Source organism: Pseudomonas sp. AK-TSAG1-1 (genome assembly GCF_056821665.1).
In genome coordinates this window covers 311379-326024 of record NZ_CM165965.1, presented here as the reverse complement: position 1 = coordinate 326024, position 14646 = coordinate 311379, and the positions used below count along the sequence as shown (strand labels likewise).

Genomic DNA, 14646 nt, shown 5'->3' with positions numbered 1-14646 from the left:
AACCGCGATGGCCTTGCTACAGCTGGAGCGCATCAGCGCACAGTATCCCGGCAGCCCTGCACCGGTGCTGGCGGACATTTCCCTGACCCTCGGGCCTCAGCAGTTGCTGGTCGCCCTCGGCCCGTCCGGCAGTGGCAAGACTTCGCTGTTGAACCTGATTGCCGGCTTCGTCGAACCCAGCGCCGGGCGCATCACCCTCGACGGCGTGCCGGTCAAAGGCCCGAGCGCCGAACGTGGCGTGGTGTTCCAGGACGATGCTTTGTTGCCATGGCAGGACGTATTGGCCAACGTGGCGTTTGGTCTGGAACTGGCCGGTGTCGCCAAGGAGAAACGCGAGAGGATCGCCCGCGAAATGCTTGCGCTGGTCGATCTTTCCGGTTTTGAAAGCCGTCGTATCTGGCAGCTCTCCGGCGGCCAGAAACAGCGCGTTGGCCTGGCCCGCGCCCTCGCTGCCGACCCGCGCGTGCTGCTGATGGACGAACCCTTCGGCGCCCTCGACGCGTTCACCCGCGAACAGATGCAGGAGCTGTTGCTGCAAGTCTGGCAGCGCACCGCCAAGCCGGTTTTCCTGATTACCCATGACATTGAAGAAGCGGTGTTCCTCGCCACTGACCTGATTTTGCTCGCGCCGAATCCGGGGCAGATCGTCGAGCGCCTGCACCTGGATTTCGGTCAGCGTTACGCCGCCGGCGAGTCGGCACGGGCAATCAAATCCGACCCGCGTTTTATCGAAACCCGCGAGCACGTGCTGAGCAAAGTGTTCTCGCAACGCAGCGCCGTTCAGCGGCAGGAGCGCGCATGAGCAGTTACGACGTTTCCGCCCCGGCGGTAAAAACCCCATCGGTGGTGATTCCTGTGCGCCGCAGCCTTAGCACGCGCTGGATCAGCCTGCTGACCTTGCTCGCTTTGCTGGTGATCTGGTGGGCCGTAACAGCCACCGGCCTGATCGAACCCCTGTTCTTGCCACCGCCGTCCGCCGTGCTGCAAAAAGGCTGGTTGCTGGCGACCACGGGCTATATGGACTCGACCCTGTGGCAGCACTTGGGCGCGAGCTTGAGCCGCATTGGCCTGGGCCTTGGTTTTGCGATTCTGACGGCGGTGCCGGTGGGTATCGCCATCGGCGCCAACCGTATCGCCCGTGGTGTGCTCGATCCGCTGATCGAGTTCTATCGGCCGATTCCGCCCCTGGCCTATCTGCCGCTGATCGTGATCTGGTGCGGCATCGGCGAGTTGTCGAAAGTGCTGCTGATCTACCTGGCGATTTTCGCGCCGATTGCCATTGCTACCGCCACCGGCGTTCGCACCGTAGATCCGGCCAAACTGCGCGCCGCGCAGTCGTTGGGCGCCACTCGCGCTCAACTGATCCGCCATGTGATTTTGCCCAGCGCCCTGCCGGACATTCTCACCGGTGTGCGCATTGGTCTGGGTGTTGGCTGGTCGACATTGGTCGCCGCTGAACTGATCGCTGCCACCAGCGGTTTGGGCTTCATGGTGCAGTCGGCCGCGCAGTTCCTCGTCACCGATGTGGTGGTGCTGGGGATTCTGGTGATTGCCCTGATCGCCTTTGCCATGGAAATGGGCCTGCGCGCCCTGCAGCGCAAACTGGTGCCGTGGCACGGCCAGGCGCACTGACAAATTTGATGTGAACACACCTGTGGGAGCGAGCCTGCTCGCGAAAGCGTCGGAGCAGTCACTGCACTGTCGCCTGACACGCAGCATTCGCGAGCAGGCTCGCTCCCACAAAAGCATCACACCCCGAATTCTAGAGAACCATCATGAGCAGCCTGACCATCACCCCCTTAAGCTCGGCCCTCGGCGCACAGATCAGTGGCGTCGATATCAGCCAGCCGCTGAACCTGGAACAGCGCGACGCCATCGAGCAGGCACTGCTCAAGTATCAAGTGCTGTTCTTCCGCAACCAGCCGATCGAGCCGCCACAACAGGCGCGTTTTGCGGCGTACTTCGGCGACCTGCACATTCACCCGATCTACCCCAATGTGCCGGAGCAGCCTGAAGTGCTGATCCTCGACACCGCTGTCACCGACGTGCGCGACAACGCAATCTGGCACACCGACGTGACCTTCCTGCCGACCCCGGCGATGGGCGCGGTACTCAGCGCCAAGCTGCTGCCGGAGTTTGGCGGCGACACCTTGTGGGCCAGCGGGATTGCTGCGTATGAGGCCCTGTCGGCGCCTGTGAAAACCTTGCTCGAAGGGCTGACCGCAACCCATGATTTCACCCGTTCGTTTCCGCTGGAACGCTACGGCAACACGCCCGACGCACTGGCGCAATGGGAAGAGGCACGGCGCAAGAATCCGCCGCTGTCGCATCCGGTGATCCGCACCCACCCGGTGAGCGGACGCCGCTCGTTGTTCGTCAACGAAGGCTTCACGTCGAAGATCAACGAGCTGTCGGAAACCGAAAGCGAAGCGATACTGAAGTTTCTGTTCGCCCACGCGACGCGGCCGGAATTCACCATTCGCTGGCGCTGGCAGAAAGACGACATTGCGTTCTGGGACAACCGCGTGACCCAGCATTACGCGGTGGATGATTACCGGCCGGCGCGGCGGGTGATGCAGCGGGCTACGGTGTTGGGGGATGTGCCTTTCTTTCGCTGAGTATCGAGATCTTCAGTAACTGAAGCGGCCCCTTCGCGAGCAGGCTCGCTCCCACATTGGAACGCGTTTCCCTGTGGGAGCGAGCCTGCTCGCGAAAGCTTTTTTGCAGCTTGAACGTTACTCCGCCGTCGAAGGCTTCTCCCACAGATTGATCCCGCCCTCTTGGGCAAACCGGTCAATCTCCGCCAACTCTTCAGCACTGAAGCTCAGGTTCTTCAACGCCCCGACGTTCTCGACAATCTGCTCCGGCCGGCTCGCGCCGATCAGCGCCGAGGTCACCCGTGGATCACGCAGGGTCCAGGCCAATGCCAGTTGCGCCAGGCTCTGGCCGCGACGCTTGGCAATCTCGTTCAACGCGCGCACGTGCGCAATGTTCGCTTCGGACAAGTGCGAAGCCTGCAGCGAACCGCCACCCGGACGATTGACCCGCGCATCCGCCGGTACGCCGTTGAGGTACTTGTCGGTCAGCAGACCTTGCGCCAACGGGGTGAACGCAATCACGCCAGTGCCGAGCTCATCGGTGGTGTCGAGCAGGTCCTTTTCCACCCAGCGATTGAGCAGGTTGTACGCCGGCTGATGAATCAGCAGCGGCACTTTCCACTCTTTGAGCAGCGCAGCGATCTCGCGGGTTTTCACCCCGGAATACGACGAGATACCGATGTACAACGCCTTGCCCTGCTGCACCGCAGTGGCGAGGGCGCTGGCGGTTTCTTCCAGCGGGGTGTCCGGGTCGAAGCGGTGCGAATAAAAGATATCCACATAGTCCAGGCCCAGGCGCTGCAGGCTCTGATCGAGGCTGGCCAACACGTATTTGCGCGAGCCGCCGCCCTGGCCATAAGGGCCGGGCCACATGTCCCAGCCGGCCTTGCTGGAGATGATCAGCTCATCGCGGTACTGTTTGAAGTCTTCACGCAGCAGGCGACCGAAATTGATCTCGGCGCTGCCGTACGGCGGGCCGTAGTTGTTGGCGAGGTCGAAGTGGTTGATGCCCAGGTCGAACGCGGTACGCAGCAAGGCGCGCTGGGTGTCGATCGGCGTGCTGTCGCCAAAGTTGTGCCACAGGCCCAGCGACAGCGCGGGTAACACTAGACCACTGCGGCCGACGCGGCGGTAAGGGATGGAGTCGTAGCGGTTTTCGGCAGCGGTGTAAGTCATCGAATCCTCTCTTGTCTGTCTTCAATGGGTGTCGACTTCTTCGCGAGCAGTCTCGCTCCCACATTTGGAATGCACGCCCATGTGGGAGCGAGCCTGCCCGCGAAGGGTGTTACACAAATCTGTTGCCAGGCCGGGCGAGACCCAGGTTCTCGCGCAATGTCCGACCCTCATACTCGGTTCTGAACAGCCCACGCCGCTGCAGTTCCGGGACCACGCCATGGGCGAAGTCTTCGAGCCCACCGGGCAGGTGCGGCACCAGCACGTTGAAGCCATCCGCCGCGCCCTGTTCGAACCATTCCTGCAAGCGGTCAGCGATCTGCACCGGGGTGCCGATCAGGCTGTAATGCCCACGCCCGCCGGCAATCTTGCGCCCCAACTCGGCGAGCGAAAGATTCTCCCGTCCCGCCAGTTCAGTCAGCAATTTCTGCCGGCTCTGCTGGCCGCTGTCGGTCAGCGGCAACTCGGGCAACGGTCCGTCCAGCGGGTACTTCGACAAGTCGAAGTTGCCCAGCATACGCCCAAGCAAGGCGACGCCAACCTCCGGTTCGACCAATTGCTGAAACGTTTCACATTTTTCCTGCGCTGCGGCCTCCGTCTGCCCGACGACGACAAACACCCCTGGCATGATTTTCAGCGAATCGGCACTGCGCCCGTATTTCGGCAGGCGGCCCTTGAGGTCGGCGTAAAACGCCTGAGCACTGGCCAGCGAGGTTTGCGCGGTGAACACCACTTCAGCGGTCTGCGCTGCCAATTCCCGCCCGGTTTCGGAAGAACCCGCCTGCACGACCACCGGTTGCCCCTGCGGTGAGCGCGCCACGTTCAGCGGGCCTTTCACCCGAAAGTGCTCGCCGACGTGATCCAGCACGTGCAGCTTCGACGGGTCGTAATACGCGCCGCTGGCCTTGTCACGCACGAAGGCATCGTCCTCCCAACTGTCCCAAAGCCCGGTGACCACCTGATGAAACTCACGGGCGCGGCGGTAGCGGTCGGCGTGGCCGATGTGCTCCTCGCGACCAAAATTCAGCGCTTCGGCGGCGTTGTCCGAGGTCACCAGATTCCACCCGGCGCGCCCACCGGACAGGTGATCGAGCGAGGCGAATTTGCGCGCTACGTGGTAAGGCTCGTTGTAGCTGGTGGTCGCCGTGGCGATCAGGCCGATGTGTTCGGTGACCGCACTCAACGCCGAGAGCAAGGTCAGTGGTTCGAAGTGATCGGAGCGCGCCATGCGGCTGGCGATGTCCTGGGTCGGCGCGGCCACACTATCGGCGATGAACAGCGTGTCGAATTTTGCTGCCTCGACAATCTGCGCCAGACGCTTGTAGTGGGCGAAATCCAGACCGGCATTGGCTGGCACCTGCGGGTGACGCCACGCGGCGACGTGGTGCCCGGTGGCCATGAGAAACGCGCCCAGTTTCAACTGTCTGCTCATCTCAGAAATCCTTGCGCAGTTGCACGCCAAAGTAGCGCTCGTCATCCCGTGGCACGGCGCGGTAGATGTAGTTGCCGCCACTGGCCAGCAATGGCGAATAGGACTTGTCCGCGAGGTTCTTGCCCAGCAGTGCCACGCGCCAGCCGTTGGTGTAATCGGCAAGAGCGACGCTGGCGTTCCAGATGCCGTAGGCGCCTTGCTTGGTGTCGGCGTTCTGGCTGATGTCGTACTGCACTTCGCTTTGCCAGCTGTAGTCGGTGCCAAGTTCGATATCCAGACCGTTGTCCAACGGAATGCTGTAGTCGGCGCGCACGTAGCTTTTCCAGTCCGGGCTGAACGGCAGCGGCTTGCCATTGACGTTGCACGACGCCGCAGCGCCCGCCGGGCAACTGAATTGATCGATGCGTGCGCGGGTGTAGGCCAGCGCCCCGGAGAACTTCAGTTGCCGGGTCGCCTGCAAGGCGTAATCGAGTTCGACGCCTTCGGTGCTGACGCTGCCGGCGTTGATCAGGCGCGTCACCACTTGCCCGGCGACGGTGTCGAAAAAGTTCGCCTGATAGTTGTCGTAGTCGCTGTGGAACACCGCGAGGTTGGTGGTCAGCCGGTTGTTCCAGCTCGTGGCCTTGATCCCCGCTTCCCAGGTGTTGGAGGTTTCCGGTTTGAGCGCCTCGGTGTCACGCGGCTGCATGTTGAAGAACACGTTGTAGGCCGGGCCTTTGTAGCCGCGCGAGTAGGTCAGATAGGTGGTGACTGCATCGCTGAGGTCGTACTGGACACCGAGGCGGCCGGACCAGCCGTCCTCGTCCACCGAACCGGAGCTGCTGGTCGCCGGTTGAATGCCGCTGACCGTGGTCGCCGACGTCGAGATGCGGCGGTGATCGTATTCCAGTTCGTCGTGGGTGTAGCGCAGGCCGGCGATACCACGAAAGTCCGAGGTGAAGTTCAGCGTGGCTTCGCCGAACGCGGCGTAGCTGTCGCTGGTGGTGCTGTAATCGGCGACGCCACGGTCGGTGCGTGTGGTGGTGGTCAAGGTGCGCTGATAGGTCTCGTCATCCTTGCCGTGCATGTAGAACAGGCCGCCGACATATTCGAGGAATTGGCCTTTCGGCGAGGCCAGACGCAGCTCCTGCGAATACTGGTCGAAGGCCAGATCGCCCTTGTCGGCGGTGCCGGGGAACGCTGCAGTGATCGTGCTCAGCCGATCGCCGTCCTGATACTGCGTGTTGTCCCAGCCGCGCCACGCGGTGATCGACGTCAGGGTGTAATCGCCCAATTGCCAGTCGAGCTGGCCGGACAGGCCTTTGTTGGTGTCCTCGACGTGAGTGCGGGTGTCGGTGTTGATGTCGCGGTTATGGCTGCTGGCGTAAACCGGGCTCAGCGCGTTGGCGAAGGCCGGCGTCAGCGACTTGCTGACCACGCCGTTGGGGCCGTCGTCGTGGGACTGCATGTAGTCGGCGATCAGGGTGAAGGTGACGTCATCGTTCGGGGTGAATTCGAGTTTGCCGCGCACGCCGCGGTGGTTGTAACCGTTGACCTCCTGGCCGTTGTGTTTGTTGTCGACATTGCCGTCGTAAGTACCGAACAAGGTGCTGATCGAACCCTTGAGCGTGTCCGGAATCAGGCTGCCGCCGATGCCGAAGCGAGTGCGGCTTTCGTTGCCGCTGTAGTACGACTGATCGATGTAACCGTGGGTCTCGTTGGTCGGCGCCTTGCTGGTGATGTTGAGCACACCGGCCGAGGCGTTCTTGCCGAACAGAGTGCCCTGAGGGCCGCGCAGTACTTCGACACGCTCCAGATCCAACAGATCGAGGGTCGACTGGCCGGGACGCGCATAGACCACGCCGTCAATCACCGTGGCCACTGTGGGTTCGACACCGGGTGAGGTAGAAATCGTGCCGACGCCACGCACGAACAACGAGGTGTCCTTGTTCGACGCGCCGGTGCGGAAATTCAGCGACGGTACTTGCTGGACGATGCTTGCCACACCATTGCGGTTGTCGCGCTCCAGCTGTTCACCGTCGATCACCGAGACCGCCACCGGGACCTTTTGCAGCGACTCTTCGCGGCGGGTGGCGGTGACCGTCACCGACTTGAGGGTCGGCTCCTGATCGCTGCTGTCAGCTGCAAAAGCGTCGGCCAGCGGCAACGCCGCCAGCCCGGTAAAAATCCAGCCGGCAGCGCAAATCGATTGCGCCAGTTTAGGTGTCGCCCCAGGAATGTTGTGCATGTTTGCCCGCTCGAAATTGGCCCTGAATCGCTGCCGTTCTGCGACGACAGCGCCTGAATCGATGTCTTGGGCATTCGCTCGAGCGAGTAGCAGACAACGCGCATTGTTAGCGCTAACATCGCCAGTATTGGCAAGCCGGGCATAGACCGTCAAATACTGAAAAATTACTTTTATATGCGTTTTTGTTTTTAACAAGGATCGAGACTTGAGCCAGGAAAAGCCCCGCAAACGCCGTGGCGCCGGACGTGTGACCCTCAATGCGGTAGCACGCCAGGCTGGCGTATCGGCGATCACCGTATCGCGTTATTTCAATCAACCGGAATCGGTCTCGCCCGAGCGCCGCGAACGGATCGCGGCGGTGGTGGCCGAGTTGGGCTACGTGCCGAACCTGGTGGCCGGCGGGCTGGCTTCAGCACGGGGAAAAATCGTCGGCATGGTGATCCCGAACATCTCCGGGCCGATCTTTGCCAACACCATTCAAGGCTTCAGCGACACCCTCAGCCGCCACGGTTATCAGTTGCTGCTGGCCTCGAGTTACTTCAGCACTGAACAGGAAGAAAACGCGGTGCGGGCCTTCCTCGGCTGGTCGCCGGCGGCGCTGGTGGTCACCAGTCACTTTCACAGCGCGGGCACGGAAAAAATGCTGGCCGAAGCAGATATCCCGGTGATCGAAACCTGGGATTACCAGCCGGAGCGCGAGCCGATGCAGATCGGTTTTTCGCACTTCGAGGTAGGTGTCAGCGCCGCCCGTTTTCTACACGACAAGGGCTATCGGCGAATCGCATTTGTGCAGAACAGCGCACCCGGCGACTTCAGCGCACTGGAGCGCCGTGACGGTTACGCCGCGACCGTGCGTGAACTCGGTCTGGAGCCCTGGGTGTTCGCACCGGACGCCGATCGCGCCCCGTTCGAGGCGGGCAAGCAAGCGATGGAAGCGCTGATGAACGCCTCGCCGCGCCCTGACGCCATCATCTTCGCCAACGACAACCTCGCCGCCGGCGCCCTGCTCGCCGGGCAACGCGCCGGCCTCAACATCCCCGAAGACTGCGCCGTGCTCGGCTTCGGCGATTACCCGTTCGCCGAGATGCTGCTGCCCAGCCTGAGCACGATCAAACCGCCGGCACTGGAGATTGGCGTGCTGGCAGCAACGCGGGTGCTGGAAAGCCTTGGCGTATTGCCGAGCAATGAGGTGCAGCGCCTGAATTTACTGCAATGCGAAGTGATCGAGCGCGAGAGCACCTGATTCTAAAACCACTGTAGGAGCTATCGAACGCTGCGATCTTTCGCTCAAAGCCAGAATCAAAAGATCGCAGTCTGCGCCAGCGCAGGTTCTTCGTTATGCCGACAATTCGCGCAAAGCAGCAGCCGCCAGAAACCCGGAACGGGAGCTGTAGCGCTGATCACGCCGGACTGTCTGATCGATACGCTCGAGCAGTTGTTCGGGCAGCGTGGCGTTGAAGCGTACCGATTTGCCGAAATAGGGCGTGATATCAAAGTCGACAACACCCCAGATCCCACCCGCGTAATCCGGATTATCAAGATGAGCATCAATGTCCTGAACTCGGGGCAACGGTGCACCATCAGCGACCAGTCCCTCATAGTGCAGGGCCAGAGCCTCCTGAGTGTTTTCAAAAGCTTCGGCTACCGTAGTACCTGCGGAGAAGCACCCTGGTACATCCGGGACAATCACTCCGTAGTCTGAGTCGGCATCCTTGTGCAGAACGACCGGGAACTTCATAGACGTGAATCCTTCCTCTGACGTGTCCATAAAAGGACTTTCATTTCCAGTGACGGGCTTCATTTCAATCCCGCTTGTTTCAAAATGCTGTTGATCGTCCCTTTGGGAAGGTCCGAATCCGGATGCTTGACCGTCAGCCGTCCCGACTTGTGCGGATGCCTGTATTGATGGTGACTGCCCTTCACTGCAACCAGATACCAACCGTCGTCCTCGATCATCCTGATCATTTCCCGACTACGCATTGCCTTCGCCCTGTTCGACAGCAAGAGCTGGTCACTTTAGGGCGTGGACACTTGATTTATACACACGATACACACTCAGACAAATATTAGCTGACGGAACATGTCCGCCGTTTTTGGTCAGACCGATGGCAGGTGCGGGCCAGCGAGAAAGTGCCTCGCCGACCAGATACATTTGAACGAGTCGCGAAATATGTCAGATGACGAAAGTCCTGCGTGTATTGAGGCGGGCTGACTTAGCTATGCTCTAAATGAAACCGAGATGGCCCCTTCGCGGGCAAGCCCGCTCCCACAGGGTTTCGCGTCGTTTACAGACTCTGTATTCAACACAAAAACCTGTGGGAGCGGGCTTGCCCGCGAAGACGGCCGATCAAGCACCGCATATCCAGCAGGCACACCCATGCATACCGCCATCATCATCTTCTTCGGCCTGGTGCTGCTCGCCCTGATGCTCTACATCGGCGAGCGAATCGGCTTCAGCCGGCAGACTTTGGCCTACAGCTTCGCCGCGCTGTGGCTGGCGTTGACGGTGATCAATGGCGCGGTGGGAGTGGTGCATGCCGGGCAGCCGCTGGGGTCGGAAATTGCGGTGGGCAGTGCGGTGTTCGGGGTGCCGATGGCGGCGATGGTGTTGTTCATGGTGCTGAGCGCCGAGTCGTAAAACGTCCCGTCGCCCAGCGGCCGATCAACGCACCAGATGCAGGAACTGCATGTGGCGTTCGTACTGGTCGAGGATGTCGTTGATGATCTGTTCCTTGGTGTAGCCCACCAGATCGTAGTCCTGACTGCCCTCGCTCAAATGCACTTCAGCGCGGTAGTAGCGGCGGTTGTTGAGTTGCTTGGAACCCATGCCACCGCGCGCAAACGACGGCGTGAAATAGCCGCGCATCTGCACCTGGTAGATAAACGGATGCAACTCGCCATGGCCGATTTCCAGGCTGACGCTGTCATGCGCCGGGTCCGGCTGGGTGACCACGTTCAGGCCTTTTTCGACGAATACCGCCGTCACCTCTTCGATTGCCGGACGCACGGTGGTGTCCATGAAGCGATACACCTCGTCGCGTGACGGGAAATGCACGGCCTGACTCAGGCGCTGACGCCAGCCACCCTTGCCACGACGTGAACCGGACACCGGGGCCAGCGAATGCAGTTGCGCGATCTGTTTCTGCGACTCCAGATAGAACGCCTTGTGCAGGCCCCACATCATCAGCAACAAAATCAGCGAGAACGGCAACGAGGTCAGCACCACCGCCGACTTCAGCGCATCGATACTGCCGGAGAACAGCAGCGCACTGGTCACCAGCGCGGTCATCGCGCCCCAGAACACCCGCAGCCATTTCGGCCCGTCTTCGTCCGGGTTGCCACCCTTGGCCGAGAGGGTCGAGAGCACCACGGTGCCGGAGTCGGCCGAGGTGACGAAGAACACGAAGCTGATGAACACCGTCACGGCGATGACGGTCTTGCTCCATGGATAGGTTTCCAGCAGCAGATAAAGGCTCATCGACGGATTGTCGAGGGCCGACATGCCCAGCGCCGACATGCCGTGGTTGAGCACCTGATCGATGGCACTGTTGCCGAAGATCGACATCCACGCCAGGGTGAAACCGAGCGGGATCAGCAACACGCCGAAGACAAATTCACGGATGGTCCGGCCACGGGAAATCCGCGCAATGAACAGGCCCACGAACGGCGACCACGCGATCCACCAGGCCCAATAGAACACCGTCCAGCCACCGAGCCAGTCGCTCGGTTTGTCGTAGGCGTAGAGGTCGAAACTCTTCATCGGCAAGGCGCCGAGGTAGTCGCCGAGGTTCTGGATCAAGGTGTTGAGCAGGTGCTGGGTGGGGCCGGCGAACAACACGAACAGCAGCAGCGCACAGGCCAGCAGCATGTTGATGTCTGACATCACTCGCACGCCCTTATCCACACCCGACACGGCGACGATGATCGCCGCGCCCATCATCAATGTGATCAGGCCGACCTGAATCCACTGGGTGTGGGCGATACCGAACAGGTAATCCAGGCCGGAGTTGAGGTGCAGCACGCCGAAGCCCATGTCCGCACCGAGGCCGAACACCGTGGCAATGATGCCGAAGCCATCCACCGCGTAACCGATGGGGCCGTTGATGCGTTTGCCGATCAGCGGATACAGCGCCGAACGCAGGGCCAGCGGCAGGTTATGCCGGTAGGCAAAATAGGCCAGGGCCATGCCGACGAAGGCGAACACGCCCCAGCCGTGCAGGCCCCAGTGCAGAAACAGGATCTGCATCGCCTGGCGCGCCGCGTCGGCGGTGCCGGCTTCGCCTTGTGGCGGTTGGGCCAGATGCGTCAGTGGCTCGGACACGCAGAAGAAAAACAGGGTGATGCTGATCCCGGCAGCGAACAGCATGCCGGCCCAGGACAAGTAACTGAATTCGGGCTCGTCGTGGTCGGCACCGAGTTTTATCTTGCCGTAGCCCGATAACGCGGTGACCACCACGAAGACCAGATACAGCGTCATCGCGAGCATGTAGTACCAGCCGACCGTATTGGCCGCCCAGTTTTGTGCAGCCAGCAACCAGGCTCCAGCCTGCTCCGGCATGGCGATGACAACGAGACCAAACAGCAGAATGACCGTCGCGGCGAAGTAGAACACCGGCGGATTCATGCGTACCAGACCGCTGGCGGGGGTGGACGATGCACTCATGGACGGTGCACCTCGTGGGGTTGAAACGTGGCTGAAATGATCGGACTCAGCAAAGGCAAGCCTCCTGTTGTGAGCGGGCAGCGAACCACCGGTTTAACTTGAATGAACGTTCAAGTTAAACATGGATAGGGTGGTAAGGACTAATCGCAGGGCTAGGCGGTAGTTTTCCTACAGTAGCCCAAGGAGGGGGTATGACGCGGATCAGAGGCAATTCGTTCACTGCACAATTGGCTGAATGCCATTATCTCGATTCGACCTGAAAACCATTCGCGAGCAGGCTCGCTCCCACATTGGATCTGTGATCGACACCCGTCCCCTGTGGGAGCGAGCCTGCTCGCGAAGCGGCCCGCTACAGCAACGCAGATTCAGCGCCTTACTTCTGCGTCCCGTCATCATGCTGCAGATTGGCCTGAGTCAGGTTGCTCCCCGCCGGCACGCTGCGCGTCAGCCAGACATTGCCGCCGATGGTCGACCCCTGGCCGATGGTGATCCGCCCGAGAATCGTCGCCCCGGCATAAATCACCACGTCGTCTTCGACAATCGGATGGCGTGGATGACCCTTCTGCAACTGCCCGTCCTCGTCTGCCGGGAAGCGCTTGGCGCCCAGGGTCACGGTCTGATAGATGCGCACGCGCTCACCGATGATCGTGGTCTCGCCGATCACCACACCGGTACCGTGGTCGATGAAGAAGCTGCGACCGATCTGCGCGCCCGGGTGAATATCGATGCCCGTCGCCGAATGCGCGATTTCTGCGCTGATCCGCGCCAGCAATGGCAGCCCGGCGCGATACAGATGGTGCGCCAGACGATGGTGGATCACCGCCAGAATCCCCGGATAGCACAGCAGCACTTCATCGACGCTGCGCGCCGCGGGGTCACCGTGGTAGGCCGCCAACACGTCGGTGTCGAGCAGGCTGCGCAGGCCCGGCAACGCCAGGGCGAAGTCCTGGATGATGCGGATCGCCTGCTTCTCGACGTCGCCGTTGTCCTGCGCGCTGTGCCGGGCGACGTAGCGCAACTCAAGTCTGGCCTGCGCCAGCAAGGCATTCAGCGCCGTGTCGAGGGTGTGACCGACATAGAAGTCTTCACTTTCCTCACGCAAATCCACCGGCCCCAGACGCATCGGGAACAACGCGCCACACAAGGCCTCGAGAATCTCCGCCATCGCCGCGCGGGACGGCAACTCGCGCCCGCCCTGCTCGCCGGTGGCCCGGCCATTTTGTGCACGCCACTGATCCCGCGCAGTGCGCAGTTGGCTGACGATGGTCTGCAGTTGCCAATGGCTGGAACGCTCGCTCACGGTAAAGACTCCTCAGGGCGGCCGGACGGTCTGGCCGCGTTAACGGCGACTACTTTACGGCATGCCCGCGAGGGCGAATTAAGAACCGATAGTGCTGGCCTAAGCACATTTGGCTATAAGCGATTGACGGTTGCCCCAAGAAAACCGCGTGCCTATAGTCCTTTCATCTTTCTCCGCCAGTACGGGCTCATGATCAAACAACAGCTGGAACGCTTTAACCGTCTCGACCTGCTCGGACAACCCACGCCGCTGGAAAAACTCGAACGTCTGTCCGCCTGGCTCGGTCGCGAGGTGTACATCAAGCGCGATGACCTGACGCCGCTGGCGATGGGCGGCAACAAGCTGCGCAAACTCGAATACCTCGCTGCCGACGCCCTCGCTCAAGGCGCCGACACGCTGATCACCGCCGGCGCCTTGCAATCGAACCACGTCCGCCAGACCGCCGCACTGGCGGCCAAGCTCGGCCTCGGCTGCGTGGCGCTGCTGGAAAATCCGCTGGGCACCGACGACAGCAATTACACCGGCAACGGCAATCGCCTGCTGCTGGACCTGTTCGACACCAAGGTCGAACTGGTCGACAACCTCGATAACGCCGACGAACAACTTGCCGCCCTCGCCGTGCGCCTGCGCAGCAACGGCAAGAAGCCGTACCTGGTGCCGATTGGTGGCTCCAATGCCCTCGGTGCGTTGGGCTACGTGCGTGCCGGTCTGGAGTTGGCCGAGCAGATCAAGGACACCGGCCTCGATTTCGCCGCCGTGGTGCTGGCCTCGGGCAGCGCCGGGACCCACAGCGGCCTGGCACTTGCCCTGAGCGAAGCCCTGCCGCAACTGCCGGTAATCGGCGTGACCGTCTCGCGCAGCGAAGAAGATCAGCGCCCGAAAGTGCAAGGGTTGGCCGAACGCACGGCGGACCTGTTGGGCGTGAAATTACCCGTGAACTTCAAGGTCGAGTTGTGGGACGAATACTTCGGCCCGCGCTATGGCGAACCGAATGCCGGGACACTGGCAGCGGTGAAACTGCTGGCGAGTCAGGACGCGGTGCTGCTTGATCCGGTGTACACCGGCAAGGCCATGGCAGGGTTGCTCGACGGGATCGGCCGTCAGCGCTTTGATGAAGGGCCGATCATTTTCCTGCATACCGGCGGGGCGCCCGCGTTGTTTGCCTATAGGGATTTTCTGTAACGGGAAGATCAAAAGATCGCGGCCTGCGGCCTCTTCTACAGGGGTATACATTCCACAGCAGGCGCTGCCGCA

At 61.5% G+C, this 14646-nt stretch carries 13 protein-coding genes; 6 read left to right on the top strand and 7 right to left on the bottom strand.

Translation table 11 applies throughout. The features are described from left to right. Positions 1–7 precede the first annotated feature (7 nt). The 3 genes from tauB (at position 8) to tauD (ending at position 2618) form a co-directional block, all read left to right on the top strand. Positions 8–802 carry a taurine ABC transporter ATP-binding subunit gene (gene tauB, locus AC1UK9_RS01410; protein WP_025110986.1) on the top strand — a complete coding sequence of 265 codons (795 nt, stop codon included), beginning with the start codon at positions 8–10 and terminating at the stop codon, positions 800–802. Next, positions 799–1632: a taurine ABC transporter permease TauC gene (gene tauC, locus AC1UK9_RS01405; protein WP_025110987.1), complete on the top strand. Its 834-nt coding sequence runs from the start codon at positions 799–801 to the stop codon at positions 1630–1632. The genes tauB and tauC overlap by 4 nt, the downstream gene beginning before the upstream one ends. Before the next feature lie 143 nt (positions 1633–1775). Beyond that, positions 1776–2618, top strand: a complete 843-nt coding sequence (tauD, locus tag AC1UK9_RS01400; protein WP_482579097.1) for a taurine dioxygenase — start codon at positions 1776–1778, stop codon at positions 2616–2618. Positions 2619–2735: 117 nt separating this feature from the next. Here tauD and mgrA read toward each other — a convergent pair whose 3' ends face one another. The 3 genes from mgrA to AC1UK9_RS01385 all read right to left on the bottom strand — a co-directional run bounded on the left by mgrA (position 2736) and on the right by AC1UK9_RS01385 (position 7429). Then, entirely contained in the window at positions 2736–3773 is a 1038-nt protein-coding gene (gene mgrA / locus AC1UK9_RS01395; RefSeq protein WP_135294741.1) for an L-glyceraldehyde 3-phosphate reductase, read from the bottom strand. 109 nt (positions 3774–3882) lie between these two features. Beyond that, a complete protein-coding gene (locus tag AC1UK9_RS01390) occupies positions 3883–5202 on the bottom strand; it encodes an LLM class flavin-dependent oxidoreductase (protein WP_473014154.1) in 1320 nt (439 codons plus the stop codon). A gap of 1 nt (position 5203) precedes the next feature. Next, positions 5204–7429 (bottom strand): TonB-dependent receptor, encoded by a 2226-nt coding sequence (locus AC1UK9_RS01385; RefSeq protein ID WP_473014153.1) that lies wholly within the window; start codon positions 7427–7429, stop codon positions 5204–5206. Between the two features lie 205 nt (positions 7430–7634). Here AC1UK9_RS01385 and AC1UK9_RS01380 point away from each other — a divergent pair, with 205 nt between their 5' ends. Further along, a complete protein-coding gene (locus AC1UK9_RS01380; protein WP_482579094.1) occupies positions 7635–8672 on the top strand; it encodes a LacI family DNA-binding transcriptional regulator in 1038 nt (345 codons plus the stop codon). Positions 8673–8765: 93 nt separating this feature from the next. Here AC1UK9_RS01380 and AC1UK9_RS01375 read toward each other — a convergent pair whose 3' ends face one another. After that, positions 8766–9230 carry a type II toxin-antitoxin system HicB family antitoxin gene (locus AC1UK9_RS01375; protein ID WP_025110993.1) on the bottom strand — a complete coding sequence of 155 codons (465 nt, stop codon included), beginning with the start codon at positions 9228–9230 and terminating at the stop codon, positions 8766–8768. After that, the gene (locus AC1UK9_RS01370) at positions 9227–9409 is read right to left on the bottom strand and encodes a type II toxin-antitoxin system HicA family toxin (RefSeq protein ID WP_482579092.1); all 183 of its coding nucleotides are present in this window, start codon (positions 9407–9409) and stop codon (positions 9227–9229) included. The genes AC1UK9_RS01375 and AC1UK9_RS01370 overlap by 4 nt, the downstream gene beginning before the upstream one ends. Positions 9410–9806: 397 nt before the next feature. Between AC1UK9_RS01370 and AC1UK9_RS01365 the strand changes: the two genes are divergently transcribed. Continuing rightward, the gene (locus AC1UK9_RS01365; RefSeq protein WP_025110994.1) at positions 9807–10067 is read left to right on the top strand and encodes a hypothetical protein; all 261 of its coding nucleotides are present in this window, start codon (positions 9807–9809) and stop codon (positions 10065–10067) included. Between the two features lie 24 nt (positions 10068–10091). Here the strand turns inward: AC1UK9_RS01365 and betT are convergent, their stop codons facing one another. Then, positions 10092–12053 (bottom strand): choline transporter BetT, encoded by a 1962-nt coding sequence (gene betT, locus AC1UK9_RS01360; RefSeq protein ID WP_177327341.1) that lies wholly within the window; start codon positions 12051–12053, stop codon positions 10092–10094. Between the two features lie 412 nt (positions 12054–12465). Continuing rightward, a complete protein-coding gene (epsC, locus tag AC1UK9_RS01355; RefSeq protein WP_482579090.1) occupies positions 12466–13392 on the bottom strand; it encodes a serine O-acetyltransferase EpsC in 927 nt (308 codons plus the stop codon). A gap of 189 nt (positions 13393–13581) precedes the next feature. Here epsC and AC1UK9_RS01350 point away from each other — a divergent pair, with 189 nt between their 5' ends. Then, positions 13582–14574 carry a D-cysteine desulfhydrase gene (locus AC1UK9_RS01350; protein ID WP_482579088.1) on the top strand — a complete coding sequence of 331 codons (993 nt, stop codon included), beginning with the start codon at positions 13582–13584 and terminating at the stop codon, positions 14572–14574. The last annotated feature ends 72 nt before the right edge of the window (positions 14575–14646 follow it).

Excerpts from the sequence above, each read along its gene's own strand:
- AC1UK9_RS01385 (WP_473014153.1), bottom strand. The coding sequence starts at position 7,429 with ATGCACAACATTCCTGGGGCGACACCTAAACTGGCGCAATCGATTTGC.
- AC1UK9_RS01365 (WP_025110994.1), top strand. The coding sequence starts at position 9,807 with ATGCATACCGCCATCATCATCTTCTTCGGCCTGGTGCTGCTCGCCCTG.
- AC1UK9_RS01375 (WP_025110993.1), bottom strand. The coding sequence starts at position 9,230 with ATGAAGCCCGTCACTGGAAATGAAAGTCCTTTTATGGACACGTCAGAG.
- AC1UK9_RS01350 (WP_482579088.1), top strand. The coding sequence starts at position 13,582 with ATGATCAAACAACAGCTGGAACGCTTTAACCGTCTCGACCTGCTCGGA.
- tauC (WP_025110987.1), top strand. The coding sequence starts at position 799 with ATGAGCAGTTACGACGTTTCCGCCCCGGCGGTAAAAACCCCATCGGTG.
- mgrA (WP_135294741.1), bottom strand. The coding sequence starts at position 3,773 with ATGACTTACACCGCTGCCGAAAACCGCTACGACTCCATCCCTTACCGC.
- AC1UK9_RS01390 (WP_473014154.1), bottom strand. The coding sequence starts at position 5,202 with ATGAGCAGACAGTTGAAACTGGGCGCGTTTCTCATGGCCACCGGGCAC.
- betT (WP_177327341.1), bottom strand. The coding sequence starts at position 12,053 with ATGAATCCGCCGGTGTTCTACTTCGCCGCGACGGTCATTCTGCTGTTT.
- tauB (WP_025110986.1), top strand. The coding sequence starts at position 8 with ATGGCCTTGCTACAGCTGGAGCGCATCAGCGCACAGTATCCCGGCAGC.
- tauD (WP_482579097.1), top strand. The coding sequence starts at position 1,776 with ATGAGCAGCCTGACCATCACCCCCTTAAGCTCGGCCCTCGGCGCACAG.
- AC1UK9_RS01370 (WP_482579092.1), bottom strand. The coding sequence starts at position 9,409 with ATGCGTAGTCGGGAAATGATCAGGATGATCGAGGACGACGGTTGGTAT.